This is a genomic window from Rhodoferax sp. GW821-FHT07F03, from assembly GCF_059418745.1.
Window position 1 is genome coordinate 372,860 of record NZ_JBWKQM010000003.1, and the last position, 25,161, is coordinate 398,020.

The 25,161-nt window shown below is 64.2% G+C and carries 28 protein-coding genes; 8 read left to right on the forward strand and 20 right to left on the reverse strand.

All coding sequences use genetic code 11. From position 1 onward, the window contains the following. Genes AC07R0_RS06315 through AC07R0_RS06330 form a run of 4 tightly spaced genes read right to left on the reverse strand, consistent with a single transcriptional unit; the run spans position 1 to position 3,354 of the window. Positions 1-1,020, reverse strand: a complete 1,020-nt coding sequence (locus AC07R0_RS06315) for a TRAP transporter substrate-binding protein (protein ID WP_495098067.1) — start codon at positions 1,018-1,020, stop codon at positions 1-3. Positions 1,021-1,068: 48 nt separating this feature from the next. After that, positions 1,069-2,361, reverse strand: coding sequence for a TRAP transporter large permease (locus tag AC07R0_RS06320; RefSeq protein WP_495104218.1), 1,293 nt, complete (start codon positions 2,359-2,361; stop codon positions 1,069-1,071). 5 nt (positions 2,362-2,366) lie between these two features. Next, the gene (locus AC07R0_RS06325) at positions 2,367-2,876 is read right to left on the reverse strand and encodes a TRAP transporter small permease subunit (protein WP_495104219.1); all 510 of its coding nucleotides are present in this window, start codon (positions 2,874-2,876) and stop codon (positions 2,367-2,369) included. Further along, complete coding sequence (locus AC07R0_RS06330) at positions 2,863-3,354, reverse strand: gluconokinase (RefSeq protein WP_495098070.1); 492 nt, start codon at positions 3,352-3,354, stop codon at positions 2,863-2,865. The genes AC07R0_RS06325 and AC07R0_RS06330 overlap by 14 nt, the downstream gene beginning before the upstream one ends. A 228-nt stretch (positions 3,355-3,582) precedes the next feature. On the opposite strand from AC07R0_RS06330, the gene gntR reads away from it, so the two are divergent. Continuing rightward, positions 3,583-4,629, forward strand: a complete 1,047-nt coding sequence (gntR, locus tag AC07R0_RS06335; RefSeq protein WP_495104220.1) for an HTH-type transcriptional regulator GntR — start codon at positions 3,583-3,585, stop codon at positions 4,627-4,629. A gap of 84 nt (positions 4,630-4,713) precedes the next feature. On the opposite strand, the gene AC07R0_RS06340 is transcribed toward gntR, so the two are convergent. From AC07R0_RS06340 to AC07R0_RS06380, 9 genes are all read right to left on the reverse strand, one after another. Continuing rightward, entirely contained in the window at positions 4,714-6,282 is a 1,569-nt protein-coding gene (locus AC07R0_RS06340) for a DUF6600 domain-containing protein (protein WP_495104221.1), read from the reverse strand. An 80-nt stretch (positions 6,283-6,362) separates the two neighbouring features. Next, positions 6,363-6,824, reverse strand: coding sequence for a GatB/YqeY domain-containing protein (locus AC07R0_RS06345; RefSeq protein ID WP_495104222.1), 462 nt, complete (start codon positions 6,822-6,824; stop codon positions 6,363-6,365). Between the two features lie 89 nt (positions 6,825-6,913). Further along, entirely contained in the window at positions 6,914-7,126 is a 213-nt protein-coding gene (gene rpsU / locus AC07R0_RS06350; protein ID WP_092756237.1) for a 30S ribosomal protein S21, read from the reverse strand. Between the two features lie 176 nt (positions 7,127-7,302). Further along, entirely contained in the window at positions 7,303-8,097 is a 795-nt protein-coding gene (locus AC07R0_RS06355) for a phosphate/phosphite/phosphonate ABC transporter substrate-binding protein (protein ID WP_495104223.1), read from the reverse strand. Positions 8,098-8,102: 5 nt separating this feature from the next. Then, positions 8,103-8,852, reverse strand: a complete 750-nt coding sequence (locus AC07R0_RS06360) for an ABC transporter permease (protein WP_495104224.1) — start codon at positions 8,850-8,852, stop codon at positions 8,103-8,105. Next, positions 8,849-9,781 carry an ABC transporter ATP-binding protein gene (locus tag AC07R0_RS06365; protein ID WP_495104225.1) on the reverse strand — a complete coding sequence of 311 codons (933 nt, stop codon included), beginning with the start codon at positions 9,779-9,781 and terminating at the stop codon, positions 8,849-8,851. The genes AC07R0_RS06360 and AC07R0_RS06365 overlap by 4 nt, the downstream gene beginning before the upstream one ends. Beyond that, a complete protein-coding gene (locus AC07R0_RS06370) occupies positions 9,778-10,920 on the reverse strand; it encodes an ABC transporter permease (protein ID WP_495104226.1) in 1,143 nt (380 codons plus the stop codon). The genes AC07R0_RS06365 and AC07R0_RS06370 overlap by 4 nt, the downstream gene beginning before the upstream one ends. 4 nt (positions 10,921-10,924) lie before the next feature. Next, entirely contained in the window at positions 10,925-11,848 is a 924-nt protein-coding gene (gene osmF / locus AC07R0_RS06375; protein WP_495104227.1) for a glycine betaine ABC transporter substrate-binding protein OsmF, read from the reverse strand. A gap of 39 nt (positions 11,849-11,887) precedes the next feature. Continuing rightward, positions 11,888-12,826: a fatty acid desaturase gene (locus tag AC07R0_RS06380; RefSeq protein ID WP_495104228.1), complete on the reverse strand. Its 939-nt coding sequence runs from the start codon at positions 12,824-12,826 to the stop codon at positions 11,888-11,890. A gap of 215 nt (positions 12,827-13,041) precedes the next feature. On the opposite strand from AC07R0_RS06380, the gene AC07R0_RS06385 reads away from it, so the two are divergent. Then, positions 13,042-14,259, forward strand: a complete 1,218-nt coding sequence (locus tag AC07R0_RS06385; protein ID WP_495104229.1) for a serine hydrolase domain-containing protein — start codon at positions 13,042-13,044, stop codon at positions 14,257-14,259. Between the two features lie 18 nt (positions 14,260-14,277). Beyond that, positions 14,278-14,748, forward strand: a complete 471-nt coding sequence (locus AC07R0_RS06390) for a GNAT family N-acetyltransferase (protein WP_495104230.1) — start codon at positions 14,278-14,280, stop codon at positions 14,746-14,748. A gap of 32 nt (positions 14,749-14,780) precedes the next feature. Here the strand turns inward: AC07R0_RS06390 and cfa are convergent, their stop codons facing one another. The 6 genes from cfa to hemH form a co-directional block, all read right to left on the reverse strand. Continuing rightward, a complete protein-coding gene (gene cfa, locus AC07R0_RS06395; RefSeq protein WP_495099983.1) occupies positions 14,781-15,920 on the reverse strand; it encodes a cyclopropane fatty acyl phospholipid synthase in 1,140 nt (379 codons plus the stop codon). A gap of 211 nt (positions 15,921-16,131) precedes the next feature. Then, a complete protein-coding gene (locus AC07R0_RS06400) occupies positions 16,132-16,758 on the reverse strand; it encodes a pyridoxamine 5'-phosphate oxidase family protein (RefSeq protein ID WP_495104231.1) in 627 nt (208 codons plus the stop codon). Between the two features lie 49 nt (positions 16,759-16,807). Further along, positions 16,808-17,425: a hypothetical protein gene (locus AC07R0_RS06405; protein WP_495104232.1), complete on the reverse strand. Its 618-nt coding sequence runs from the start codon at positions 17,423-17,425 to the stop codon at positions 16,808-16,810. A 251-nt stretch (positions 17,426-17,676) separates the two neighbouring features. Continuing rightward, a complete protein-coding gene (locus AC07R0_RS06410; protein WP_495104233.1) occupies positions 17,677-18,222 on the reverse strand; it encodes a tetratricopeptide repeat protein in 546 nt (181 codons plus the stop codon). Next, positions 18,219-19,442: a BaiN/RdsA family NAD(P)/FAD-dependent oxidoreductase gene (locus tag AC07R0_RS06415; RefSeq protein ID WP_495104234.1), complete on the reverse strand. Its 1,224-nt coding sequence runs from the start codon at positions 19,440-19,442 to the stop codon at positions 18,219-18,221. Before AC07R0_RS06415 ends, AC07R0_RS06410 begins: the two co-directional genes overlap by 4 nt. A gap of 48 nt (positions 19,443-19,490) precedes the next feature. Continuing rightward, positions 19,491-20,606: a ferrochelatase gene (gene hemH, locus AC07R0_RS06420; RefSeq protein WP_495104235.1), complete on the reverse strand. Its 1,116-nt coding sequence runs from the start codon at positions 20,604-20,606 to the stop codon at positions 19,491-19,493. A 20-nt stretch (positions 20,607-20,626) separates the two neighbouring features. On the opposite strand from hemH, the gene AC07R0_RS06425 reads away from it, so the two are divergent. Continuing rightward, positions 20,627-21,340, forward strand: coding sequence for an HAD family hydrolase (locus AC07R0_RS06425; RefSeq protein WP_495104236.1), 714 nt, complete (start codon positions 20,627-20,629; stop codon positions 21,338-21,340). Here AC07R0_RS06425 and AC07R0_RS06430 read toward each other — a convergent pair. Further along, entirely contained in the window at positions 21,315-22,034 is a 720-nt protein-coding gene (locus AC07R0_RS06430) for a FadR/GntR family transcriptional regulator (RefSeq protein ID WP_495104237.1), read from the reverse strand. The two genes, AC07R0_RS06425 and AC07R0_RS06430, sit on opposite strands and share 26 nt — an antisense overlap. 228 nt (positions 22,035-22,262) lie before the next feature. On the opposite strand from AC07R0_RS06430, the gene AC07R0_RS06435 reads away from it, so the two are divergent. Genes AC07R0_RS06435 through AC07R0_RS06450 form a run of 4 tightly spaced genes read left to right on the forward strand, consistent with a single transcriptional unit; the run spans position 22,263 to position 25,137 of the window. Further along, entirely contained in the window at positions 22,263-22,946 is a 684-nt protein-coding gene (locus AC07R0_RS06435; protein WP_495099965.1) for an amino acid ABC transporter permease, read from the forward strand. A gap of 11 nt (positions 22,947-22,957) precedes the next feature. Then, on the forward strand, positions 22,958-23,608 hold the full coding sequence (locus AC07R0_RS06440) for an amino acid ABC transporter permease (RefSeq protein WP_495104238.1): 651 nt from the start codon (positions 22,958-22,960) through the stop codon (positions 23,606-23,608). Beyond that, positions 23,592-24,320 (forward strand): amino acid ABC transporter ATP-binding protein, encoded by a 729-nt coding sequence (locus AC07R0_RS06445; protein ID WP_495099963.1) that lies wholly within the window; start codon positions 23,592-23,594, stop codon positions 24,318-24,320. Before AC07R0_RS06440 ends, AC07R0_RS06445 begins: the two co-directional genes overlap by 17 nt. Before the next feature lie 46 nt (positions 24,321-24,366). Continuing rightward, on the forward strand, positions 24,367-25,137 hold the full coding sequence (locus AC07R0_RS06450; protein ID WP_495104239.1) for a transporter substrate-binding domain-containing protein: 771 nt from the start codon (positions 24,367-24,369) through the stop codon (positions 25,135-25,137). The last annotated feature ends 24 nt before the right edge of the window (positions 25,138-25,161 follow it).

A 25,161-nucleotide genomic window follows, 5' to 3' on the forward strand; every position in this document is an offset into this window, starting at 1 on the left:
TTACTTACCGCGCTGCTTGGCTAGTGCGGCCTGGGTTTCCTGCCATAGGTCCATGCCCACATTGGCGGCGACCAGGGCGTTGACCTTGGTGAGTTTGTCGCGCATGCGGGCGGCTTCTGTGGGGGCTAGTTGGTTGATCTGCATGCCCTTGGTCTTCAGGTCGGCCAGGGCTTTGGCGGCTTCGTCGCGCGTGTCCTTGCGTTCGAAGTCGCGGCTCTGGATGGCCGCGTCCAGCAGCACTTTTTGCTCGTCCTTGCTTAGGCCGTCCCACCACTTCTTGCTGGCCAGCACGATCCAGGGGCTGTAGACGTGGTTGGTCACGCTCAGGTACTTTTGCACCTCGTAGAACTTGCTGGAGACGATGGTGTTGAAAGGGTTTTCCTGGCCGTCCACGGTGTTGGTTTCCAGCGCGCTGAAGAGCTCGCTGAAGGGCAGGGGGATGGCGTTGGCGCCCAGGGTCTTGAAGCTGCTCAGGAAGACTTCGTTTTGCATCACGCGCAGCTTGATGCCGTCCATGTCTTCCAGCTTGGTGACCGGGCGTTTGTTATTGGTCAGGTTGCGAAAGCCGTTCTCCCAGTAGACCAGACCCACCAGGCCTTTTTCCTGCAGCTTGGCCATGACTTTCTGGCCGATGGGGCCGTCCAGGATGGCGTCGGCTTCCTGCACGTTGTTGAACAGAAAGGGCGTGTCCCACAGTGCCATTTCCTTGGTGATGCCAACCAGGGTGGCGGTGGAGCCGACCATCATCTCCTGCGCACCGCCCACCAGGGCTTGCTGCATCTGGGTGTCGGGGCCGAGGGCGGCAGCGCCGATGGCGCGCATCTTCATCTTGCCACCAGAGGCTTTTTCGATCGCACTGACCAGCACTTTGGCGGCGCGGCCCTGGTTGCTTTGCTCGTTCAGGCCGTAGCCAAAGCGGATGATGCGCGGCTTGATGTCCTGGGCGAAGGCTGCGCTGGCGGCGCCCAGGGCGAGTGCGGCCACGGTGGCCAGGGCGGTGCGGCGAAGGAAGGTGTGCATGGTATTTGTCCTTGGTTGTAAGTTGTAGCTTGTAAGAAAGCGGGCGGTTTAGCGCATCCACGCCACGGGGGCGATGACGAGCTGCGGGAAGATCACGAACAGGATCAGGATCAGCGTGTAGGTGATGAGGAAGGGGTTCACGCCCTTGATGACGGTGTGCATGGGCAGGCGGCCCACGCCGGTAATCACGTTCAATACCGTGCCCACTGGCGGGGTGATCAGGCCGATGGCGCCGTTCAGCACGAACATCAGGCCGAAGTACACCGGGTCGATGCCGGCCTTGACGGCGATGGGCAGCATCACCGGGGCGAAGATCAGAATGGTGGGTGTCAGGTCCAGCGCGGTGCCTATCAACACCAGCACGACCATCATCACCGCCATCAGGACGCGCGGGCTTTCCACCAACGGGCCGAGCCAGTTCGACAGCGTGCTGGGCAGGTCGGCCAGGGTGATCATGTAGCTGGCCACGGCAGCGCCGGCGCATAGGAACATCACCACGGCGGTGGTTTTGGCGGCGCGTACCAGCACCGTGTACAGCTCGGGCAGCTTCATTTCACGGTGCACGAACAGGGCTACGACCAGCGCGTAGAACGCTGCCACCACGGCGGCCTCGGTGGGGGTGAACAGGCCGCTCTTCATGCCGCCGATGATGATGATGGGCATCAGCATCGCCCAGAAGGCTTTCAGCGTGGCCTGCAGGCGTTCCTTCATGGGCAGGGGCTGGCCCACCGGCAGCTCGGTCTTGCGTAGCACAAACTTCCAGGCCACGATCAAACCAGCACCCATGAACAGGCCGGGCACGATGCCCGAGACGAACAGTGCCGAGATCGAGGTGTTGGTGGTCACACCGTAAATCACAAACGGCATCGACGGCGGGATGATGGGCGCGATGATGCCGCCCGAGGCCAGCAAGCCGGCCGACACCGGCAGCGGGTAGCCGTGCTGGCGCATCATGGGCAGCAGGATGGTGGCCAGCGCCGCGGTGTCGGCCAGAGCCGAGCCGCTCATGCTGGCCATCAGCACCGCAGCGCCAATTGCCACATAGCCCAGGCCACCCCGGATGTGGCCGACCCAGGCCTGGGCCATGGCGATGATGCGCCGGCTGATGCCGCCCGAGTTCATCAGCTCGCCGGCCAGGATGAAGAAGGGCACGGCCAGCAGCGGAAAGCTGTCCACCCCGGCCACCAGGTTCTGGGCCAGCAGCTGGGTGTCCCAGAAATCCAGAACCCAGGCCATGCCTGCCCCGGTAAGTACCAATGCCAGCGCCATGTTCATGCCAATGCCCATCAGCACCAGCATGCCCAGCGAAAAAACGACGAATGCTTGACCTTCTGAGGACATATGACTTACTCCACTTCCGCGCCGTGACCGAGGTCCAGGGCTTTGTTACGTACCAGCTCCCACAACGCCATTACAGCGATCAACAGGGAGCACAAAAACGCCGGCAAGGGCAGCAGCGCGCTGGAGTAGCCCAGCACCACCGAGTGGCTGCCCAGGCCCACGACCACCTGCTGCCAAGCGCCCCAGGCCAGGAAGCTGCAGCCCAGCACCACCAGCACGCGGATCAGTGCCGCCATGGCCGCCAATGCAGCAGGCCTGTCGCGTAGCGCCAGCAGCAGGCTGGTGAAAGCCATGTGTTCGCCCATGGGGTAGGCGGCAGCGGCGCCGATGAACACCATCCAGACGAACAGCAGGCGCGACAGCTCTTCGCTGGCGGCCACGCCGCTGCCAAAGCCATAGCGCAGCACCACGTTGATGAAGACCGAGGTGGCCATGACGGCCAGGCACAAGGCCATGGCCGCATGGGCCAGGCGCACCACGCGGGGCACGGGGATAGGTGTTTCAGGGGTTTGCATATGGGGTCTCCTGCAGCCAGTGGATGACGTGTTGGGTAAGGGGTGCCAGGGCCAGGGTGGCATCGACCACCAGCACACCGGCTTCGCCCTCGGGGCTTTCCAGCGCTTCGAACTGGCTGTCCACCAGGTTGGCCTGGAAATAATGGCCGCCTGCCCGCTGGGCCACGCGCAGTCGGGCTTCCTCGCGGCTCAACGCCAGGTGCACAAAGCGCAAGCCCGGCACGGCGCTGCGCAACTGGTCCCGGTAGGCGCGCTTGAGGGCCGAGCAGGTCAGCACGGCGCCCTGGGGATGGCGCTGCAGCTCCTCACCCAGCCGCGCCAGCCAGCCCGTGCGGTCGGCATCCACCAGGGGCACGCCGGCACGCATCTTGGCGACGTTGGCGGCGGAGTGGAAGTCGTCACCTTCGACCAGTGGCCAATGTAAGGCCTCGGCCAATGCATCCCCCAGACTTGATTTACCGCATCCGGCAACGCCCATAACAACCAGTGAAACCATGTTGGACAGCGCAATCCCAATAAGTGAAAAAAACCAGGCCAGCGGCCTGTACGACGCCAAAAAATCGTTTTCAATTTTTGGACAGCGCTATCCTAAGTCCGGCCGGTATGTATTTCCATCAGGGTTTTCACCTGAACAAGTGGCCAATGGCGTAAGCGGAGCTTGTTGATTGGCAATACCGTTGCCTCGGTAGAATCGCCTCCACACCGCATGGATAGCCCCTCCTCATCCCCTTCCTCACCCCCTTTGCGCCGGCGGGCAACCGGGCGCGCCACACTCAACGATGTGGCCCTGGCCGCAGGTGTCAGTGCCATCACGGCGTCACGCGCCTTGCGCGGCGCCCGGGCGGTGGACCCGGTGCTGGTCGAGAAGGTCCAGGTGGCAGCCCAGCAGCTGGGTTATGTGCCCGACCCTGCGGCCCGCGCCCTGGCTTCGGCCCGCAGCTCGCATGTGGCGGTGTTGATTCCGCTGTTGTCGAACGCGCTGTTCGTCGAACTGCTGGAGGCAGTGCAGCGCACCTTGGCGCCTGCCGGCTACCAGACGCTGATGGGCGTGACCCACTACCAGGCCGCGGAAGAAGAGGCTTTGCTACGAAGCTATCTGGCACACCGCCCGGCCGGCTTGCTGGTCACCGGTTTCGACCGCAGCGAAGCCGCCCGCCAGATGATTGCCCGCAGCGGCGTGCCCTGCGTGCATTTAATGGAAACGGCGGTGACGCCGGGCGTCTACGGCGTGGGGCTATCGCAGCGGGACGCGGCCCGCACCATCACCGAACACCTGTTGCAGCGCGGCCGCCGGCGCATCGCCTACGTCGCCGGGCAGCTGGACCCGCGGGTCATGCAGCGGGCCGAGGGCTACCGCGCCGCTTTGCGGGACGCGGGGTGTTACGACCCTGGCTTGGAAGTCTTGGACCCGTCGCCCACATCCATGGCCCTGGGCGGGCAATTGTTGGAGAGCCTGCTGGCACGCCGGCCGGATGTGGATGCCGTCTTTTTTTGCAACGACGACCTGGCGCAGGGTGGGCTGCTGGCGGCCTTGCGTTTGCAGGTAGCCGTGCCAGGGCGGATTGCCGTGGTGGGCTTCAACGACCTGGCCGGCAGCGACCAGATGCTGCCGCCACTGACCACCATCCGCACACCGCGCGCCGAGATCGGTACACAGGCCGCCACGATGTTGCTGGCGCTGATGCGTGGCGAACCGGTGCCGCACAGCACGATCGATCTGGGCTTTGAACTGGTGGTGCGCAGCAGCAGCTGAAGGCCTTGCCGGGGCAAGCGTTTTATGCCACTGGCGCACTATTTACCTGCGCAGGGTGCTATAAATATTGAAGCAAAACAGGCTTTAACGGCTCAGCGCTTCGCCTGGGATCAAGATGCGTTTGCGGTCTGGTGTCCAGGTATTGGGCTTGGCCTCCTGGACCTGCGGGCGGGGCATGGGCTGGATCTGCTGTGCTGGCTGCGGTTGTTGTTGTTGTTGCTGCTGCTGCTGGGCGCGTTGGTTCCGTTCGCGTTGCGCCTGTTCCCGTTGGGCTTGCTCTGCCTGCTGCTGCTGGATGCGGTTTTGCTGTTCGCGCATTTGCTGCTGCGCGGCATCGCGCTGCATTTGTTCGCGTTGCTGGCCCTGGAGCTGGATGCGGTTTTGCTCTTGCTGCTGGCGTTCGCGGTCTAGCTGCTGCTGGCGCTGCAATTGGGCTCGCTGTTGCAAGTCCTGCAGGTTGTTGGGGGCTTGCATCATGGGTTCCACCATGTGCACTTGAGGCCGGGGCATGGGTATGGCCTGCTGGCTGGGAGGACTGTCTCGCCATGCGGGGTTTGCGCCCACGCCGGGAGGCAGGCCGGGCCGCGACTCAGGCGGGCGGTGGGGGTTGGCTGGGCGCCAGGTCTGGCCGGGGGCCAGCGGATACCAGTTGTTATTGGGTGGATGGTGACGGTCACGGTCGGCAAATGGGTCGCGGAAACCCACCACCGCTGGCACATACGCCGGGCGCGCCACCACTGGCCCGGGCACCCAGCACCATTGCGCACCGATTTGCGCCCAGCGGCCGTAGTGGAAGGGCGCAAAGCCCCAAGGCGCGTCGTCCACCCAGGTCCAGCCCCAGGGTTCAATCCAGCGCCACTGGCCGTTGCGGAAGGGCGCCCACTGGCTGTTGTTGACGCGGGGAATCCATACCGTGCCGAATTCGGTGTCGGTGCGCCATTCGCCATAGGCGTCGAGCTGCTGGTAGCCCACAGTGTCGCGCGACACGTAGCGGGCGCTGAGCGACTGGTCTTCGGCCCGGTCGCGGGCGCTGGCCCACATGTCAAAGGCATCGCGGGGCGGGTTGTCGAAGAACACCTCCTGGCCCAGTTGGCGGTCGGCAAAGCGGATCTGCTGCCCGGCGGTGATGCCGCGCGCCTGGCCGTTTTCTCCATAGGCCACGCCGCTGCCGCTGCGCACGGTGACGGCGGTGGTGCGGAAGCGGGTGTCCACGTCCAGCCGGTATTCGCCGGGCTGGCTGATGGTGAAGGCCAGGTTGGGGGTGTCGATTTCCAGCTGTTCGCCGGGATAGAGCTGGCGCACGCGCAGCGACAGGCTGCCCCGTTCCAGCGTCAGGCGGGCGGTGTCGTCGTCTAGTTGGGCGATTTCCAATGCGGCCGGGCCGCTGCTGCGCAGGGCGGTAGAGCCTATGTGCAGCTCGTTACGGGAGCCGGGGGCGGTTTGTAGCCGGTCGCCGGTGGTCAGTGGTCGGTTGTATTCGGCGGGGCTCCAGTCATTGCTGCCACTGGGCGCGTAGCTGGTAACGCCCTCCATCTGACTGATGCGGCCCACGCGGCTGGGCGCGTCGGTCTGCGCGGAAGCCTGCAAGCCCGCCAACGCGAGTAACAACCCGACTAGCAGGTGGGTTGTTCGGGAAAGAAGGGTGTAGGACATGGCGTGCAGCAGAGTGTTCACGCCTTTTATAACGCGGTAGCCAGGACATTGGTTGTCCTGGACCCCATGGCGGGCAGGGTTTATCCCGCCAGCGCGGCTTTTACGGCAGCCGATACCTGGCCCATTTCAGCCTTGCCAGCCAGCTGCGCCTTGGCGGCGCCCATCAGCTTGCCCATGTCGCCGCCGGTCAGGGGGCGGCCCAGTTCGGCGACCAGGGCGGCAGCCAGCGTGCCGACTTCGGCGGCGACTTGCTCGGCGTCCAGACGCTGGGGCAGGTAGGCGGACAGCACGGCCATTTCGGCTTTTTCCACATCGGCCAGGTCATTGCGGTCGGCCTTGACGAAGGCTTCCACCGAGTCCTTGCGTTGCTTGATGAGCTTGTCGACGATGGCGATGATGGCGGCGTCGTCCAGCACCACGCGTTCGTCCACTTCTTTTTGTTTCATGGCCGACAGCAGCAGGCGGACGGTACCCAGACGGGCGCTGTCCTTGGCGCGCATGGCGGTTTTCATGTCTTCGGTGATTTGTTCTTTGAGTGACATGGTTGCTCCTGAAAGTTTGGGTCTAAAAGTCAAAAAGCCCGCCCTGGCGTCCCGGGGCGGGCTTGTCAAACTGCGAACAGTTTGAAAGCTTAATACAGCTTTTTAGGCAGCTGCATCGAACGTACACGCTTGTAGTGGCGCTTCACAGCGGCCGACTTCTTGCGCTTGCGCTCGGTGGTGGGCTTTTCATAGAACTCACGCGCACGCAGGTCGGTCAGCAGACCGAGCTTTTCGATGGTGCGCTTGAAGCGGCGCAGGGCCACGTCAAAGGGTTCGTTTTCTTTTACACGGATAGTTGTCATGACAAAAAAAGATTCCGATAGTGTGCGGGTCTTGTCAAAGGAAGATCAGGCCGTTTGACGAAGGGACCGCGGTGTTCCCTCGCTATTACATTGATCAGGCAGCGAGGGTTTGCCAGCAAAGCCTTGGATTATAGCCTGTAAGCCGCCCGCTGGCTGGCTTACTTTGGCGTTTCGTGTCAAAGCTTGTAGTAACCCTGCCGAAACGCGGCTTGTTCCATTGCCAGGATGGCGTCGTAGGCGGCTAGTTTGACGGTTTCAAACCCCGCGATGCACAGTGCGGCGCGGGCATCTGCCAGGCTATCTACCTTCATGGCGGCACGCAGGGCGGACTGCAAGGCAATTAACAGTTCTGGCGCAGTCTGTAACGAGGTGATCAGCGGTAGGCCGGGCGACAGGGCGGTATAGCCGCAGATGCGTAGCCCTTCCAGCGCCTGGCGATTTTCCCGCTGGAACAGGGCCAGGCTGACACAGTCGATGGCAGCGATATCAGCCGCGCCCGAGCGTACAGCCTTCAGCGATGCCCGGTGCGCGCCGGTCTGCAGTGCCTGCCCGAAGAAGGCGCCTTCCACCGCCCAAGGCGCTACCAGCGCGCGTAGGCTGTTGTAGCCGGATTGGGAGTCGGCTGAATTGAAAGCCACGGCACGGCCCCGAAAGGCGTCCAACGGCAGGGCTGCATCCGCCGTACGACACACCAGCATGCTGCGGTAGTGGATGCCTTCGCAGCCCGGCGCCTGGTAACGGAAGGCGCCCACCAACTGGACACGACCTGCCAGCGCGTGGGTGAGCGGATAGCCGCAGGTCTGGCTCAGCAGCAGCCCGGGCTGTTGCCAGTGGGCGAGCAGGTCTGCGGGCTGCGCCAAAGTTAGAGGGATGCTGCCAAAGCCCTGGTCTAGCAGCTGCTGTGCCACAAATTGCCACAGCGCCTGGTGGGCCGGCGCGCCTGCGGCATACATGGGGAAAGCGGATTCCATGTGGCTCAATGGGCTGGGGGCTGTACGCGCCAGCGGTCCAGCCAGCGGGCCAACTGGCTAAAAGCCATGTCGATCACGATGGCCAGCGCGCCGACCAGGATCGCGCCCTGCAGCACATAGGCGGTGTTGAAGCCGCTCAGGCCCACGATGATGGGCGAGCCCAAGGTTTTGGCGCCGACGGTGGATGCGATGGCCGCAGTGCCCAGGTTGATGGTGACCGAAGTGCGTATGCCGGCCACGATGACTGGCAGTGCCAGCGGAATCTCGATCTGGCACAGCAGGCGCAGCCGGCCCATGCCGAGGCCTTGCGCCACCTCGCGCACGCCGACGGGTACCGACTCCAGGCCGCTGATGGTGGCCCGCAGTATGGGCAGCAGGCCGTACAGGGCCAGCGCGATCAAGGCCGGCGCGGCACCAAAGCCTATCAGCGGCGCGGCCACTGCTAGCACTGCCACCGGCGGAAAAGTCTGTCCCATGGCCACCAGGGTCTCGGCCAGCGGGCGAAATTCGCGGCCACCAGCCCGCGTCACCGCGATGCCCGCAGCCACACCGACGAGGATGGACGCGCTGCTGGACCAGAACACCAGGTTCAGGTGGGCGGCCACCAGTGCCGCGAAGCTGTCCTGGGTGTACATGGGCCGGTCCAGCTCGGGGAACAGGGCCGTGAACACAGGCTGCAGATAGGGCATGCCCCAGACCAGCGCCGCCAATAGCAGCAAGGCCCAGGGCAGCGGGTTGCGCAGCCAGCCTTTCATGCCGGCCGCTGCCACAGGTCGGCGAAATGGACCACGCCCAGGGCCTGGCCCTGCGCGTCCACGACCGGCAGGCGATCGCAGGCCCGCGCCACAAAGGTGGACAGGGCTTCACGCAAGCTGGTGTTGGCGGCGACCGGGGTGCCCGTGGCGGTCTCCCCGGGCCGGGTGTAGGTGGCCACGGTGGACAGGCCCAGCAGCTTGATGCCAATGTCACTGCGTCCCACGAAGTCGGTCACAAAGTCGTTCACCGGGTGCGCGAGGATCTCGGCTGGCGAGCCGGCCTGTACTACCTCGCCCTTGTCCAGCAGCACGATGCGGCTGGCCAGGCCCAGGGCCTCGTCAATGTCGTGGGTGACCAGCACAATGGTTTTGCCCGAACTTTGGTGGATGCGCAGCATCTCCTTTTGCAGGGTGGCGCGTGTCACCGGGTCCAGCGCGCCAAAGGGCTCGTCCATCAGCAGCACTTCGGGGTTGACCGCCAGTGCCCGGGCCACGCCCACGCGCTGCTGCTGGCCGCCCGACAGCTGGTGCGGGTAGCGGTCGCGGTAGATGTTCGGCTCCAGGTCCAGTAGCTCCAGTAACTCGGTCACGCGGTCACGTATGCGCTGGCGCGTCCAGCCCAGCAGGGCGGGCACGGTGGCGATATTTTTCTCTACCGTCCAGTGCGGGAACAGGCCAATCGACTGGATGGCGTAACCCATGCGCCGGCGTATGTCTTCAGGCTTGAAAGAGCGGATCTCTTCACCCTGGAACAGGATGCGCCCGGCATCGTGCTCCACCAGGCGGTTGATCATCTTCAGCGTGGTCGATTTGCCCGAGCCCGAGCCGCCGATCAGCACCGTAAATTCACCTTGGGGAATGTGCAGCGACAGGTCTTTCACGGCGGCCGTATCGCCAAACAACTTGCTGACATGCTGGAACTCGATCATCGCGCGGACCTCAGGAACATCGATAAAGACTGGAACGCCGCGTCCGCTACTACCGCCAGCGCCACCACCGGGAACACGCCCAGCAACACCAGGTCCACCGCACTGCTGAGCAGCCCTTGGAACATGATGGCGCCAAAGCCGCCCGCGCCGATCAGCGCCGCCACCACGGCCAGACCGATGGCCTGCACGGTGGTGGTACGCACGCCGGCCACCAGCAGGGGTAGGGCCAGCGGCACTTGCACCTTCCAGAAGATTTGGCGCGGGGTCAGGCCCATGCCGGTGGCCGCCTCCACCACTTCGGGCGGTACCAGGCGCAGGCCGGTCACGGTGCTGTGCACGATGGGTAGCAGTGAATACAGCGTCAGGGCCAGCACCGCTGGCGCCAGGCCAATGCCGCGTATGCCCAGCTGCGGCAGCCAGGCGCCCAGGGCGGCCAGGGGCAGCAAGAGCAGGCCGAACAAGGCGATGGAGGGAATGGTCTGCACCAGGTTCAGCACCGCGAACAGCGGCCCGGCCAGCCGGGGCCGGCGGAAAGCCGCCACACCCAAGGGCACAGCTATGCACAGCGTGGGCAACAGGGTGAACAGCACGATCTCCAAATGGCGGCGCCAGGCCGACTGGAATACATCCTGCCGGTTGGCGTACTCTTTCAACAGCGAAAGTGCATCCAGTTGGCCTTGCGCCAGCAGCAGCCACAGCGGCAGCACCACGGTCAGGCCCAGCAGGCTCTTCAGCCCGGCTTGCAAGGCGAGGCGCTGCAAGGCGTCTGCGGCAGCCAGGGCCGACAGCACCACCAGCGCCCAGAAGCCTCCACCAAACGAGGTACGAGCCAAAGTGGAGCCGGTGGCCGTAGCCTGGGTGGCGGCATCACCGGCCAGCCAGACCCAGGCAAACAGGCTGCAAGCCGCGGCACCAAATACCAGCCAATGCGTACGGCGCACGGCGGGCAGCACGGCGCATAGCGCCAAAACCAGCACTGGCAGCAGCACCCACCAGTGCGGGCCCTGTAGCAGGTCAGTCAGTGGAACGCCCACGCCCGTGACCAGCCGGTTCGGTGCCTGGGTGACGAAGCCCAGGCTGCCGCCAGCGGCCAGGCCTAACACCAGCAACAGGCACAGCACCCGGTTGTGCAGCCCCATGCGCTTACTTGGTGAAGCCCTTGGACTTCAGGTAGGCGGCGGCCACGGCTTTGGCGTCCTGGCCCTCCAGGGCAATCTTGGAATTCAGGCTTTGCAGGGTGGGGCCGTCCAGGCTTTTGAAGACCGGGGCCAGCATGTCCTTGATCTTGGGGTAGCGCGCCAGCACTTCGGCGCGCACCACCGGGGCGGGCGCGTAGATGGGCTGCGCGCCCTTGGTATCGGCCAGCACCAGCAGGCCCAGGGCGGCCACGGGGCCATCCGTGCCGTAGGCCATGGCGGCGTTGACGCCCGAGGTTTGCTCGGCTGCGGCCTTGATGGTCACCGTGGTGTCGCCGCCGGCCAGCGTCAGCAGCTGGTCTTGCGTCAGCTTGAAGCCGTAGGTGGTCTGGAAGGCGGGCAGGGCGTCGGGGCGCTCCACAAACTCGGCCGAGGCCGCCAGCTTGAACTTGCCGCCGGTGCCCAGCCATTTGCCCAGGTCGTCCAGCGACTTCAGGTTGTTCTTGCTGGCCACGTCCTTGCGGATGGCGATGGCCCAGGTATTGTTGGCTGGTGCGGGCTGCAGCCAGACCAGCTTGTTCTTTTCCAGGTCCAGCGCGGCAACCTTTTCATAACCGGCCTTGGCATCTTTCCAGGCCGGATTTTTTTCGTCCGAGAAGAAGAAGGCGCCGTTGCCGGTGTATTCAGGGTAGATGTCGATCTCGCCCGCCACCAGGGCGCCGCGCACGATCTTTGTCACACCTAGCTGCACCTTGTTTTCGGTCTTGATGCCGTTGGCCTCCAGCACCTGCACGATCACATTGCCCAGCAACGAGCCTTCGGTGTCGATCTTGGAGGCCACGCGTACGGCGGTCTGGGCATGTAGCGCACCACTGAGGCCCACCAGGGCCAGGGAGGCAACGAGCTGGCGGCGAGAGAAGAAGGGGACCATGGGAACTCCTGGAGTAAAACGAAGGGAAAGACGCATGCATCAGCCCTGGCGGGCTGGGTATACCGGCTGCAGTTCGGCAGGCAGCACCGGCGCGTCAACGGGTTGTAGCGCAAAACGCCGTAGCAGGTAACCATAGCCTGGAAGTAAAAACCCGCCGTTGCGCTGTAGATAACCCTGCCGGTCGGCCAGGTAGGTCTGGCGTAGCCGGTACCAAGGCAGGCCGGGGGATTCGTGGTGCACCATGTGGTAATTGTTGTTCAGATACAGCAAACGCCAAAATGCCGAGGCCTCGTTCACCGCGATCCGGTGTGCCGGGCGGGTCGCCGGTCGGTGCTCGTACAGCGAGCGCAGCATGGCCAGGCCCAGCGCTGCATAGGCTAGCAGCAGATACAGCAGCGGGTGTATGCCCGCGAAATGCCACAGCGCCCACAGCATCGCGGCCAGCAGTACCAGGTGCGTGGCCCAGGCCCGGTTGTGTGTGTGATCGCCACGCAGGGGCCGCCGCAGCATGCCGGCCCAGGTTGGTGGTAGCACCAGCGCCGGCCCCACCAGCAGCCGCCCGAGTACCGTGCGTTGGCAGCGCCAGCCGGCTTGCAGCAGGCGTGGCAGACGGGCGAAGTGGTCCGCCGTAAGGTAGTTGCTCTCGGGGTCTATGCCCGGGCTGGTGAGGTGTTCGTCGCGATGGTGTGCCAGGTGGCTGTCACGGTACAGGTCAAACGGGTACCACACGGCTAGTGGCGCCAGGCCCAGCAGGCGGTTGAAGCGGGCAGAGCGCGTGGGGTGGCCATGCACCAGCTCGTGCTGCAGGCTCAGGTACCAGCAGATCCACACCACCAGCAGGGCGCTGCCCAGGCCGGCACCTAGCTGCGCCCAATGGCGGATGACCAGGCCCCAGCCACCGTAGATGGCGAGCAGCAAGGCCCAGGTGGGCCATTCGGCGGATTTCAGTGCAGTGGCAAGACGGAATGGGCGGCGCATGTTTCTTGTTCTGGGCCTGGTTCACAGCCCTTGCGGGGCATGGTAGGCAGGGCGCAGGGCCGGGACAACGAACAAAAACGCGCAAGCTTATGCGCTGCCTATGTGGTCGGCGGGGCAACCAGGGCGCAAGCTATATTCGTGCTCCTCATTGCATCTGCGCCATGTCTATGTTGTTTGACCTTGTTTGTTTTCGAGCCCCTGGCTGGCGGTTGTTTGTGCCCGCCTTGCTGTGTGCGTTGTCGGCCGTGGCCGCGCCCGAGGAGGAGCTGCTGGGCAAATCCCAGGGCTACCCGGTGGGCAGCGACCTGCGGCAGGCCTACCAGCCGGCGTATCTGGTGGGATCTTTCAGTGCCATGGACAGCTTTCGGCCGTCCTGCAGCATGGCGCCCGCGGCCCAGCCGCTGGTTCTGCCCCAGGCCACCAACGAAACACGCTTCAACTACCGCTTTGCCAACCGTCAGTGGACGCTGGACGACTACATGGAGCACCAGCGTGCCACGGCCGTGCTGGTGCTGAAGGACGGCGAGATCGTGGCCGAGCGCTACAACTATGCCCGCACGCCGGAGATGCGCATGCTGTCCAATTCCATGGCCAAGACCGTGGTGGCGCTGGCCGTGGGCAAGGCGCTGGAGGAGGGCGCCATCCATTCCCTGAATGACACTGCCGCCACCTACGTGCCAGCTCTGGCCGGCAGCCTGTATGGTGAAACCCGCCTGGTCCATCTGCTGCGCATGGCATCGGGAGCGCGCTACGTGGAAGACTACACCCCGCAGGACGACCGCGCCCGCTTCAACGCCATTGTGCGGCGCAGCGGCACCCTGCAGGCCACCCAGTCCATCACCGAGCGTGCCGACCCCGAGGGTACGCACTTCAACTACTCCGGTGCCCAAACCGAGGTGTTGGGCCTGGTGCTAGCGGCAGCCACCGGCCGCAGTCTGTGTGATTACGTGGCGCAAAAGATCTGGCAACCCTTGGGTGCGCAGGCGGCCGCTACCTGGTTGCTGAATCCGGTGGACAAGCTTGAACTGGCCCAAGGCGGCCTGAATGCCACCGTGCGCGACTACGCACGCCTGGGCTGGATGATGGCCAACGACGGCCAGGTGCAAGGCCAGGCCGTGCTGCCGCGTGAATACCTGCTGGACATGACTGACGCCGCACGCCAGCCGGCAGACTTTCGCCCAGGTCAGATGGCCAACAAAGGCAGCACCTACTTCGGCTATGGCTTCCAGACCTGGCTGCTCCCGGGTAGCCACCGCCGCTTTGCCTTGCTGGGTGTCTATGGCCAGGCCATCCTGGTGGACCCGGATTTGAAGCTGGTGGTAGTGCACACCGCCGTGGGCCAGGACGCTGCGGGCGATGCCAGCGGCAAGCACCTGGGGGTCGAGCGCGACGCTTTGTTCCGCGGCATCGTGGCCCAATACGGGCGCTGGTGAATGACTATGCTGTCACCCATGCAACTGCGCCGCTTCCAGGAGGGCGATGCGCCCGCGCTGTACCAGGTCTACTTCTCAGCCGTGCACACCATTGCTGCGCGTGACTACACGTCCGAGCAGGTTTTTGCCTGGGCGCCCGTGGAGTGCGACGTGGCGCTGTGGGCCGAGCGCATGCGGTCCAACAACCCCTTCGTGGTAGAGCGGCAGGGCTGCATTCTGGGCTATGCCGATGTGCAGCCCAGCGGCTTTATCGACCACTTCTTTGTGTCAGGCACATGCCCGCGCCAGGGAGTGGGGCGTCTGTTGATGCAGCGCATCCACCAGGAGGCCAGCACCCTGGGCTTGGCAGAACTGACGGCCAATGTCAGCGCCACGGCGGAGCCGTTTTTTGCGCACCACGGCTTTGTGGTGCTGGAGCGGCGCAAGCCTGTGCGCCGTGGCGTAGAACTGCACAACGCCTTCATGCGCAAAATGCTATCAAATGAATAGCTGCGCTAGCGGCCAAAAAGGCTTGAAAGATATCAGCCAACCAGCCGGGGGTAAACACCCGGCCGCCCGGGACGCGACAGCACCCATTGCCAAAGCTGGATGTCACGCGCCCGGAAAGCGCCCGCGCAGGACAGCAGGTAGTAGCGCCACATGCGCAAAAAGCGTGGCCCCAACTGCTCGGCAAAGCGGGGCCAAGCCGCTTGCACATTCGCGTGCCAGGCCATCAGCGTGCGGTCGTAGTCGGCGCCAAAGTTGTGCAGGTCTTCCACCACGAAGCGGTGCTCGCAGGCTTGGGCGATGTCGGCCATGCTGGGCAGCTCGCCATTGGGGAAGATGTAGCGGTGTATCCAGGGGTCGGTGCCGTAGCCCCGGTCGTTGCGGCCAATGGTGTGCAGCAGAAACAGGCCGTCGCTGGCCAGGCAGCGCAGCGCCACGTCCATGTAAGTCTGGTAGTTTTTGCGGCCCACATGCTCGAACATGCCGATGCTGACAATGCGGTCAAAGCGTTCGTCCAGGCTGCGGTAGTCGGCCAGGCGGAATTCCACCGGTAGGCCCGCGCACAGTTGCCGGCCATGCGCCGCCTGCTCTTCGGAGATGGTGACGCCCACGCATTGCACGCCGTAACGCTGGGCCGCGTAGCGCATGAAGCTGCCCCAGCCGCAGCCTATGTCCAGCACGCGCATGCCGGGCTGTAGGCCCAGCTTGCGGCATACCAGGTCCAGCTTGTGCTCCTGGGCCGCGTCCAGGGTCTGGCTGTTTTGCCAGAAGGCGCAGGTGTAGGCCATGCTCTGGCCCAGCATGGCCGTGTAGAAGTCGTTGCCCAGGTCGTAGTGCTGGCGGCCCACCCGCCAGGCGCGTTGCTCGGTTTGCAGGTTCAGCCAGCGCGCCTGCAGCTGGCGTAGCCAGATTGACAGGCTGCGCACCTCCTGGTCCAGCTGGGTGCGCAGCAGGCGGTCGAACAGCTGGTCAATGGCATCGCAGTCCCACTGGCCGTCCATATAGCTCTCGCCCAGACCCAGGTTGCCATAGGCCAGCACCCGGGCGGGAACGCCGGGGTCATGCACGCGCATGTCCCAGGGCCGGTGGCCGTTGAGTCTGATGTCGGCGCGCTGCAATATGGCCTGCAGGCTGCTGTAGGCCGGCCCGTTTGCCGCGGAGCGCGGCAAATCCATACGTTGTAAGGCGCTGGTTTTGCGCTGCATTTCCCCTCCCAAACCCGCACACCTGCTGGTTGAATAAGGTGTGCTGAGGAAAAGAATACTGGCGTGCTATGGGCAGATGATTATTTATAACTATGGGTGTGATTGACCCTGTCGTTTGCTTACGCAGCGACATACGGGGTTACAACCCGAGTCCTTTGGCTACATGGGTGACGGTGGGGCATCAATACAGGGTGGCGCGCTGGCGGACAGGGCGTTCAGCGTCGTATGCTGCACCGTCGATCGCGTTCTGGGTCACCGCCGCCAGCATCGCGCCCGCACTGGGCACGGATGCCCCCAACTCAGGGTTGCGCGGCTCCCACAGCTTGGACCGCAACAACGCCCGCGCGCACTGGAAGTACACCGTTTGCACCTGGATTTCGATCACGCACTTGGGTGCTATGCCGCCTATGGACAGGCGTGTCAGCAGCTCGGGTGCCACGGAAATCCGGGCGCGCCCATTCACCCGCAGTGTCTCGCCGGTGCCGGGTACGAAGAACAGCAACGCAATATGCGGGTCGGACAGGATGTTGCGCAGGCTGTCGATACGGTTATTACCTCGCCGTTCGGGCAGCAAGAGTGTGTGTTCGTCCAGTACCGTCACCAGCGGCGCCGGGTCGCCCCGGGGTGAGGCGTCCAGCCCGTCTGGCCCACGGGTGGCCAGCACCGCAAAAGGTGATGCCTCTATCCACTGGCGGTAGATCGGGTGCAGATAGGGCACTTCCTTGCGTATCGACACTTCAGCCGTTTCGCCGAAAAGCGACTCCAGGGCTGCGAGGTCGGTGATGGTGTGCGGGGCTGGTGTGGTCATGCTGGTGTGCTGCGGATAGCGCTTGTGTATTTGGCCAAGACTGGCGTGCTTACTCTACAACCAGGCGGTAGGTTACGGCCTGGGCCATGGTGGGTAGGACGCCGCCGAAGTTGATAGTGTGCGTGCCCGGTGTGAGCGGCCCTAGCGCCACGTAGTAGCCATTGCTGGCGGCGTCGGCCGGCTGGCCTTGCACCAGGCTGAAACAGCCATCGTGCGAAAGCCTGTGCGTCTGCAGCTTGTCAAAGCGCTGGCCGTCTATGTCCAGCACCAGTGCTGAAGGCTTGTTGGTCAGCGCGGCGGCCCGTGCAACCAAGGAGGCGCAGGGTTCGTCACCACCTTCAGCCCGGAAAGTGACGAAGTTGATGAGCGGAAAGAACAGCACCTTGCCCGCTGGCACGTGGCAAGTGCGTTCGGTGCGTGCCGTGCCATATGTACCCGCCAGAAACCATACTTTGCCCGATTGCCGGCTGGCACACATCTGGCCGGTGCGATCTGCGACGGGGCTGCGCACCCGGTCAAACGACAACGCCCATTGCCACCAGCGCTGCGACCATTCCAGCTGCGACGCGCCGTCGATGGCCTGGTCGGCAGGAATGAGTGGGCTGGATTGGGCGAAAGCGTTGTTGGCAAAAAGCAGGGATAACAGGAGCGTGGGCAGCTTGGGCAAAGTACCTCCGAAAATGTGGCGGGACGGCTATGGCGATTCCATGGCCACAGCAGGTTAAACCGCGTGTGTGAGAGGCTGCGGTCAGTGGCTGCTGCATGGCAGCAAGATCTACCTTAAATGGATGAAATTGGCGTGTGCCTTGGAAGCCCGCGGATGGCCTTGCGTGCAGTCCGCGGGCGCCACCTTTGGCCGAACAGAATCAGCCAGAAATAACCCGAGGCGAATGCGCCTGCACAGACTTTGAACACGCTCTAAGGTTGTTCCACTTTCAGCCGTGTCGCATATTTGCTGATCAACTCCTTGGCCATGGCGTCGCCCGCGCTGCGGTCGGTGGCGGAAAGCCGGGGCGCCAAGTCGGCCATGGCCTTGTTGGCGTCTTTCAGTATGTCGTCTTCGACCGGATCTGCGGCGCTGTTCCGGGCGGCGGTGGCGATCGCGCATTGGTACCAGGCATAGGCCTGGGCGGCATTGGTGGCTACACCTCTGCCAGCTTCATAGGCTTGGCCTAGGTGCAGTTGCGCCTCGGAGATGGACAGCGCTGCGCCTTTGCGCCATAGCTCCACCGCCTTGGCGGGTTGGGCCGGGCCGCCCAGGCCGGCGTAGAGCAGAAAGGCCAGGTTGTTTAGCGCCTCGTCTGGCCCCGCCTCCGCGAGCGACTGCTCCCACTGTTTGCGGGCCTCGGTGTAGTCTTTGGCGCGCCAGGCGGCGACACCCAGGTTGTAGGCGGATTCCTCTGCGGCCGCGACGGATGTGGTTAGCGTAATGGCCAGCAGCAGATGTAGGGCGAACTTGTTCATGCCGCGCCTCGCAATGCCTGCCCGCACGCAAACCCGCTGGCCCAGGCCCACTGGAAGTTGTAGCCGCCCAGCCAGCCGGTCACGTCCATTACCTCGCCTATGAAGTACAGGCCGGGTTGCTTGGACTCCATGGTTTGCGACGACAAATCCCGCGTGTCCACGCCGCCAGCGGTGACTTCAGCTTTTTTGTAGCCTTCCGATCCGTTGGGCGTCAGCTCCCAGCGGGCCAGCTTTTCGGCCAGCTGGGCTAGTGCCTTGTCTGTGGCATCGCAGATGGGTTTTTGCCAGGCGGGGTCTTGGCCGGCCCAGGCGTCGGCCAGGCGTGAGGGGACCAGCTGGGCCAGCTCGTTGGCGATGAGTTTGCGCGACGTTGCTTTGGCGCGCAGCAGGGCCGGGGGCAGGTCTTTCTCAGGCGCCAGGTTCAGGCGGATCGGCGTACCCTCGGCCCAGTAGCTGGATATTTGCAGCACAGCCGGGCCGCTCAAGCCCCGGTGTGTGAACAGCAGGTCTTCATGGAAACTGGTTTTGGCCTTCTTCACGCCGGTTTCGATCAGCACCGGCAGCGCCAGGCCAGACAGGTGGGCGTAGGGCGCCCAGGCCTCGCTGTCGAAGGTCAGCGGCACCAGGGCTGGGCGGGGCGTGACCATGCGCAGGCCGAACTGCTGGGCGAGCCGGTAGCCAAAGTCGGTGGCGCCGATCTTGGGGATGGACAGGCCGCCAGTGGCGACGACGATTTGCGGCGTGTGTATCGTGCCTTCGCTACTATCGATTTCATAGCTGCCTGCGCTGGTGTTATCTGCGCCAGCGGCCGAATAGCTTATGTTTTTGACGCTGCAGGGTTGCCAGCGCGTGACATTGCCGGCGGCGCATTCGGCCAGCAGCATGTTGACCAGGTCTTCGGCGGATCGGTCGCAGAACAGCTGGCCTTTGTGCTTCTCGTGGAAGCTGATGCCGTGGCGGGTCATCAGCTCGGTGAAGTCTTTCGGCGTGTAGCGGCTGAGCGCGCTGCGGCAGAAGTGCGGGTTCTCGCCGAGGAAGTTGGCCGGGGTCACGTCCTTGTTGGTGAAGTTGGCGCGGCCGCCACCGGAGATGCGGATCTTCTCGGCCACCTTCTCGCTGTGGTCGATGACCAAGACCTTCAAACCGCGTTGCCCGGCCACGCCGGCACAGAACAAGCCGGCCGCGCCAGCGCCGATGACGACGACATCAAACTTATGCATGAAAAAGGCCTCTGGCACAGGTGCCGTCTGCGGTGGTAGCTATAAAAATCATTGCTTGGCTCCCAGCGCCTTGGCGCGCGCCGCGGTATCGGTCAGGCTCTGCGCATCCGGTGGATTCTGCGTGGGCCAGCCTTGCAAATGGGTTTGCACGATGTGGCTCAGCGCGGTGATCCAGCCGGGCTCGCTGTTCAGGCAGGGGATGTAGTGGAACTCCTGGCCGCCGGCGTTTAGGAACGCGGCCTTGCCTTCCATGGCGATTTCTTCCAGCGTCTCCAGGCAGTCGCTGGTAAAGCCGGGGCAGATGACGTCCACGCGCTTCACCTTGGCTTTGGCCATGGCGATCAGGCTGGGCTCGGTGTAGGGCTCCAGCCATTTGGCGCGCCCCAGGCGCGACTGGAAGGTGACTTTGTACTGCTCCTTGGCCAGGCCCAGCGCGGCGGCCAACAGGCGTGCGGTCTTGTGGCATTCGCAATGGTAGGGGTCGCCCAGGTGCAGCGTGCGCTCGGGCACACCGTGGAAGCTCATCACCAACTGGTAGCTTTTGTCCGGCTGGCCGTTGTGCTGCCAGTGCGTGCGCACGCGTTGCGCCAGCGCGGCGATGTAGCCGGGGTCGTCGTGGTAGCGGTTGACGAAGCGCAGCTCGGGGATGTTGCGGGTCTGGTGCGCCCAGTCGTACACCGCGTCGAACACGCTGGCGGTGCTGGTGGCCGAATACTGCGGGTAGGCCGGCACGATCAGCACCCGGGTCACGCCCTGGGCCTTGAACTTGTCCAGCTGCTCGGCGATGGACGGGCTGCCGTAGCGCATCGCGTAGTCCACCTGCAGCTGGTGGCCGCGCTCGCCCAGCCAGCCGCGCAGCATCACCGCCTGCTGCTCTGTGCCAATGCGCAAGGGCGAGCCCTGCGGCGTCCAGATGCTGGCGTATTTGGCGGCCGACTGCTTGGGCCGTGTGCGCAGGATGATGCCGTGCAGGATCACGTTCCAGAGGATTTTGGGGATCTCGATGACCCGGTGGTCACTGAGGAACTGGGCCAGATAGCGGCGCACTGCCGCCGGCGTGGCGGCATCTGGCGTGCCCAGGTTGCAGTACAAGATCCCGGTGCGTGGGGCTTGGGCGTGGGCGTGTGGGGGTTCTGGCTTGAAGGGGGAGGCGAATAGCGACATCCGGGTATTCTCCCGTACCTATGCTCGACCTCTCACGCATCAAAGCAATATCCCTGGACCTGGACGACACGCTGTGGCCTGTATGGCCCGCCATTCACCGGGCCGAAGCCGAGCTGCTGCAGTGGCTGCGCGACCATGCGCCCGCTACCGCTCGCCGCTACGACAGCACCGAGGCGCTGCGCGCCGTGCGCGAGCAACTGGAGCGCGAGCGCCCCGACTTGCGGCACGACCTGAGTGCCATGCGCCGTGAGTCCATCCGCCAGGCGCTGCGCGCATCGGGTGACGACGGCGCTTTGGCCGAGCCGGCGTTTGAAGTGTTTTTCGCCGCGCGCCAGCGGGTGGACTTGTATGAAGACGCCTTGCCGGCGCTGGAGCAATTGGCGGCGCGCTTCCCCCTGGTGGCGCTGAGCAATGGCAATGCCGATGTGCACCGCGTGGGCATTGGCGGGCATTTCTCGGCCTCGTTCAGCGCCCACCTGTTTGGCGTGGCCAAGCCGGACCCACGCATCTTCCATGCCGCCGCACAAGCCGTGGGCGTGGCGCCGCATGAGGTGCTGCACGTGGGGGACGATGCCCTGCTGGATGTCGTTGCTGCCGTAGATGCCGGCATGCAAGCCGTCTGGTTGAACCGCCACGGCCATGCCTGGGAGCACGCCACCGAGCCGCATTTGACGGTGGCGGATTTGGGCGCGTTGAGCGCGCTGTGGGCTACGAAATCACCCAGCGGTCGGTAGCTGCGCGGATGTGGCTGCGCATGGCGGCTTCGGCTGCCAGCGGGTCACGCAGGGCCAGGCAGCGCAGTATCAGTTCGTGCTCGCTGATGGCCGAACTCCAAGTGGGCTGGCCTTCCAGCCGGCTACGCATATGGGCGGCCAGGGGGCTGCGGCGTTTGTCGAACAGGCTGCCGACCAGACCGGTCAATACCGAGTTGCCGCTCATTTCTGCCAGGTAGACGTGGAAGCGGCGGTCGTGCTCCAGCGCGTCGCGCCCGTGTGAGCTTTCTGCGCGCATGGCATCAATGGTTTCTTGCAGCCTCTCCAGGCCTTCGGTGGTGACGTTGGCGCACGCCAGCACAGCGACAGCGCCTTCGACGGCGCTACGGGCCTGCATCAATTCCACCGGGCTTTCGCCCATGGCGATCAGCGGCTCCTGGCTGTGGGTCGGGCGGGTGCAGGCGTACACGCCGGAGCCCATGCGTATCTCCACGCTGCCTTCAATCTCCAGCGCAATCAGCGCTTCGCGCAGCGAGGGGCGCGACACGCCTAGCTGTTGCGCCAGGTCGCGCTCGGGTGGCAGGCGCTGGCCGGCAGGGTAATCGCCGCGCTGGATCAGGGCGCGTACCCGGTCGGCAATCTGCTGGTACAGGCGGCGGCCCTCGGGCTGCTTGTCGGAGGGCTTGGCGGTATCTGCGGTTTCAGGCGTTTGCATATTTTGGTCTTACCTGTTTGGCCTGACCAAATTGACGGGTCTAGGCTGGTTTCATGGCGTTAGTTGAGATTTTGCGGTCTATCGACTGAAATTTTGGTTAATTTCCTCAAAATTTCTAGCCTAGGGTAAACGTGGTAAGGCCAATTTATGCAATATCGCAAAATCGGCCTTACCAAAACAGCGGTGCCTTGACAGGGCTTTACCGCATACCCGCTACCGGAGACAGCTTTGCACTACACCTTTGATTTCAGCCCGTTGCTGGACTACTGGCCGGACTTCTTGGCCGGCGCCTGGACCACGCTGGCCTTGTCGCTGGCAGCCACGGTGTTTGGCTTTTTGCTGGGTGTGGCTTGCGCGCTGGCCAAGACGGGGCGCTCTGCGGGCTTGTCGCGTGTGGTGGGCGGCTATGTGGAGCTGATCCGCAACACGCCGCTGCTGGTACAGATCTTCATCGTGTATTTCGGCCTGTCGTCCCTGGGCCTGCATATCGCCGCCTTTACCGCCGCCACGATTGCGCTGGTGGTGAACGTGGGGGCTTACACCAGCGAGATCGTGCGCGCGGGGATCGAGTCCATCCCGCCCGGTCAGCTGGAGGCGGCCGAATGCATGGCACTGACGCGCTGGCAGACCCTGCTGCATGTGGTGTTGCCGCCGGCCATCGAGCGCGTGTACCCAGCGCTGACAGGCCAGTACGTGTTGCTGATGCTGGCCTCGTCGATCTGCTCTCAGATATCGGCCGAGGAACTGACCGCCGTGGCCAACCGTATCCAGTCTGACACCTTTCGTTCGGTGGAAACCTATCTGGTGCTGGCAGGGGCGTATCTGCTGATGTCCTTGGTGATGCGCGGCATTTTTGGCCTGCTGGCCCTGGTGGCGTTTCCCCGGCGGCGGCGCCTGGGCACGCCTTTGTAAGGAGCCGCACCATGGCATTGTTGAATCTTGCGCACCTGAAGTTCTTGCTGGATGGTGTGTGGTGGACCTTGGTTCTGTCGGTACTCGCCTTTGTGGGCGGGGGGCTGCTGGGCTTCATGGTGGCGCTGGGGCGCTTGTATGGGCCTCGGCCTTTGCGCACGGCGGTGGGGTTGTACATCAAGCTGATCCAGGGGCTGCCGCTGCTGGTCTTGCTGCCGCTGGCTTATTTCGGCCTGCCCTCGCTGGGGCTGGATGTGAAGCCGCTGACGGCGGCAGCGCTGGCCCTGTCGGTTTATGTGTCGGCCTACCTGGGGGACATCTGGCGTGGTTGCATCGAGTCGGTGCCGCGCACCCAGCGCGAGGCGGCGGAGTGCCTGGCCCTGCGCTGGCACCAGCAATTACTGCATGTGATCCTGCCGCAGGCCGTGCGCATCGCCACCCCGCCTACGGTCGGCTTCATGGTGCAGATTGTGAAGAACACCTCGCTGGCCTCTGCCATCGGCTTTGTGGAGCTGGCCCGCGCGGGCCAGATCATCAACAACTCGACCTTCGAACCCTTTGTGATTTTTGTGGTGGTGGCGGCCCTGTACTTCGCGCTGTGCTACCCGCTGTCTGTGCTGAGCCGCCGTCTTGAGAGGAGTTTCCATGTTGCCAATCGTTGAAGTCGAGAACATCTGCAAAAGCTTTGGCGCAGTCCGTGTGCTGGACGGTGTGTCCTTCTCTGTGCAGAAGGGCGCGGTGGTGGCCATCATCGGGCGCAGTGGCTCGGGCAAGAGCACGGCGTTGCGCTGCATAGACCGGCTGGAGACGGTAGACAGTGGCCGCATCCGCGTCTGCAACCACGAGGTGTCTTCGCCCAGCCTGGACCTGCACCAGCTGCGCCGCGATGTGGGCATCGTGTTCCAGAGCTACAACCTGTTTCCGCACCTGACGGTGGAGCAGAACATCATGCTGGCCCCGCGCCTGGTGCAAAAAACCAGCCGTGCCGAGGCCCGCGAGAAAGCCCATAAGGTGCTGGCCCAGGTGGGTCTGGCGGAAAAAGCCGACAGCTACCCGTCGCAGCTCTCCGGCGGCCAGCAGCAGCGCGTGGCGATTGCCCGCTCACTGGCCATGGCGCCGCAACTGATGTTGTTTGACGAAGTCACTTCTGCGCTGGACCCGCAGCTCACCGGCGAGGTGCTGCGCGTGATGGAAAGCCTGGCCGCTGGCGGCATGACCATGATCCTGGTGACCCATGAAATGGCGTTCGCCCGCAAGGTGGCCAACCAGGTGATCTACATGCACCAGGGCCGCGTCTGGGAGCAGGGGCCGGCCAGCATGCTGGATGCGCCGGCCACCCCCGAGCTGCAGGCCTTTGTTCGCGGCGGCTTGTGAAGCCCGCTTTTAACCCAATCACGATTCCTTCCACCGGAGACACTCCATGAAAAAGCCAACTTCCCTCATCTACAGTCTGGTCGCCGCTGCGGCTTTGCTTGCCAGCGCATCGGGCGCCGCCCATGCCGATCTGCTCAAGGACATTCGTGACGCGAAGAAGATCCGCATCGCGCTGGACACGGGCTCTCCACCTTACGGCTTTGTGAACGATGCACTCAAGCCCGTGGGCTCGGACGTGGAGACCGCCCAACTGCTGGCGCAAGACCTGGGGGTTGAAATGGAGATGGTGCAGACCACCAGCCCCAACCGCATTCCCTTCCTGCAGACCAGCAAGGCCGACATCGTGGTGGCCTCCTTGTCCGTCACGCCCGAGCGTGAGAAGGTGATCGATTTCTCTGTGCCCTATGCGCAAATCCAGGCCGTGGTGGCCGGCCCCAAGGCCACAGCCATCAAGGGCTTTGCAGACCTGGACGGCAAGCGCGTGGCCACCACGCGTGGCTCCAACAACGACCGCTTGGCCACCCAAGGCGCCAAGGGCGCACAGATGGTGCGTTTTGACGACGACGCCACGCTGCTGACCGCTGCCGTCAGCGGCCAGGCCGACATCCTGGCCACCTCGCCTTCCATCATCCATTCGGTGCTGCAAAAGGCGCCGCAAAAAGACCTGGTGGTGAAGTTCGTGATGCAGACCGTGCCGCTGGGCATAGGTATGCGCAAGGGCGAGCCCGAGCTGAAGGCCTGGATCAACGACTGGATCACCAAGAACACGCAGAACGGCAAGCTGGGCGCCATTCAGAAGAAATACCACGGCGGCTGATACCGCACCCAACACCAGGAAGGA

Excerpts from the sequence above, each read along its gene's own strand:
- AC07R0_RS06315 (WP_495098067.1), bottom strand. The coding sequence starts at position 1,020 with ATGCACACCTTCCTTCGCCGCACCGCCCTGGCCACCGTGGCCGCACTC.
- AC07R0_RS06320 (WP_495104218.1), bottom strand. The coding sequence starts at position 2,361 with ATGTCCTCAGAAGGTCAAGCATTCGTCGTTTTTTCGCTGGGCATGCTG.
- AC07R0_RS06325 (WP_495104219.1), bottom strand. The coding sequence starts at position 2,876 with ATGCAAACCCCTGAAACACCTATCCCCGTGCCCCGCGTGGTGCGCCTG.
- AC07R0_RS06330 (WP_495098070.1), bottom strand. The coding sequence starts at position 3,354 with ATGGGCGTTGCCGGATGCGGTAAATCAAGTCTGGGGGATGCATTGGCC.
- gntR (WP_495104220.1), top strand. The coding sequence starts at position 3,583 with ATGGATAGCCCCTCCTCATCCCCTTCCTCACCCCCTTTGCGCCGGCGG.
- AC07R0_RS06340 (WP_495104221.1), bottom strand. The coding sequence starts at position 6,282 with ATGTCCTACACCCTTCTTTCCCGAACAACCCACCTGCTAGTCGGGTTG.
- AC07R0_RS06345 (WP_495104222.1), bottom strand. The coding sequence starts at position 6,824 with ATGTCACTCAAAGAACAAATCACCGAAGACATGAAAACCGCCATGCGC.
- rpsU (WP_092756237.1), bottom strand. The coding sequence starts at position 7,126 with ATGACAACTATCCGTGTAAAAGAAAACGAACCCTTTGACGTGGCCCTG.
- AC07R0_RS06355 (WP_495104223.1), bottom strand. The coding sequence starts at position 8,097 with ATGGAATCCGCTTTCCCCATGTATGCCGCAGGCGCGCCGGCCCACCAG.
- AC07R0_RS06360 (WP_495104224.1), bottom strand. The coding sequence starts at position 8,852 with ATGAAAGGCTGGCTGCGCAACCCGCTGCCCTGGGCCTTGCTGCTATTG.
- AC07R0_RS06365 (WP_495104225.1), bottom strand. The coding sequence starts at position 9,781 with ATGATCGAGTTCCAGCATGTCAGCAAGTTGTTTGGCGATACGGCCGCC.
- AC07R0_RS06370 (WP_495104226.1), bottom strand. The coding sequence starts at position 10,920 with ATGGGGCTGCACAACCGGGTGCTGTGCCTGTTGCTGGTGTTAGGCCTG.
- osmF (WP_495104227.1), bottom strand. The coding sequence starts at position 11,848 with ATGGTCCCCTTCTTCTCTCGCCGCCAGCTCGTTGCCTCCCTGGCCCTG.
- AC07R0_RS06380 (WP_495104228.1), bottom strand. The coding sequence starts at position 12,826 with ATGCGCCGCCCATTCCGTCTTGCCACTGCACTGAAATCCGCCGAATGG.
- AC07R0_RS06390 (WP_495104230.1), top strand. The coding sequence starts at position 14,278 with ATGCAACTGCGCCGCTTCCAGGAGGGCGATGCGCCCGCGCTGTACCAG.
- cfa (WP_495099983.1), bottom strand. The coding sequence starts at position 15,920 with ATGGATTTGCCGCGCTCCGCGGCAAACGGGCCGGCCTACAGCAGCCTG.
- AC07R0_RS06400 (WP_495104231.1), bottom strand. The coding sequence starts at position 16,758 with ATGACCACACCAGCCCCGCACACCATCACCGACCTCGCAGCCCTGGAG.
- AC07R0_RS06410 (WP_495104233.1), bottom strand. The coding sequence starts at position 18,222 with ATGAACAAGTTCGCCCTACATCTGCTGCTGGCCATTACGCTAACCACA.
- AC07R0_RS06415 (WP_495104234.1), bottom strand. The coding sequence starts at position 19,442 with ATGCATAAGTTTGATGTCGTCGTCATCGGCGCTGGCGCGGCCGGCTTG.
- hemH (WP_495104235.1), bottom strand. The coding sequence starts at position 20,606 with ATGTCGCTATTCGCCTCCCCCTTCAAGCCAGAACCCCCACACGCCCAC.
- AC07R0_RS06425 (WP_495104236.1), top strand. The coding sequence starts at position 20,627 with ATGCTCGACCTCTCACGCATCAAAGCAATATCCCTGGACCTGGACGAC.
- AC07R0_RS06430 (WP_495104237.1), bottom strand. The coding sequence starts at position 22,034 with ATGCAAACGCCTGAAACCGCAGATACCGCCAAGCCCTCCGACAAGCAG.
- AC07R0_RS06440 (WP_495104238.1), top strand. The coding sequence starts at position 22,958 with ATGGCATTGTTGAATCTTGCGCACCTGAAGTTCTTGCTGGATGGTGTG.
- AC07R0_RS06445 (WP_495099963.1), top strand. The coding sequence starts at position 23,592 with ATGTTGCCAATCGTTGAAGTCGAGAACATCTGCAAAAGCTTTGGCGCA.
- AC07R0_RS06450 (WP_495104239.1), top strand. The coding sequence starts at position 24,367 with ATGAAAAAGCCAACTTCCCTCATCTACAGTCTGGTCGCCGCTGCGGCT.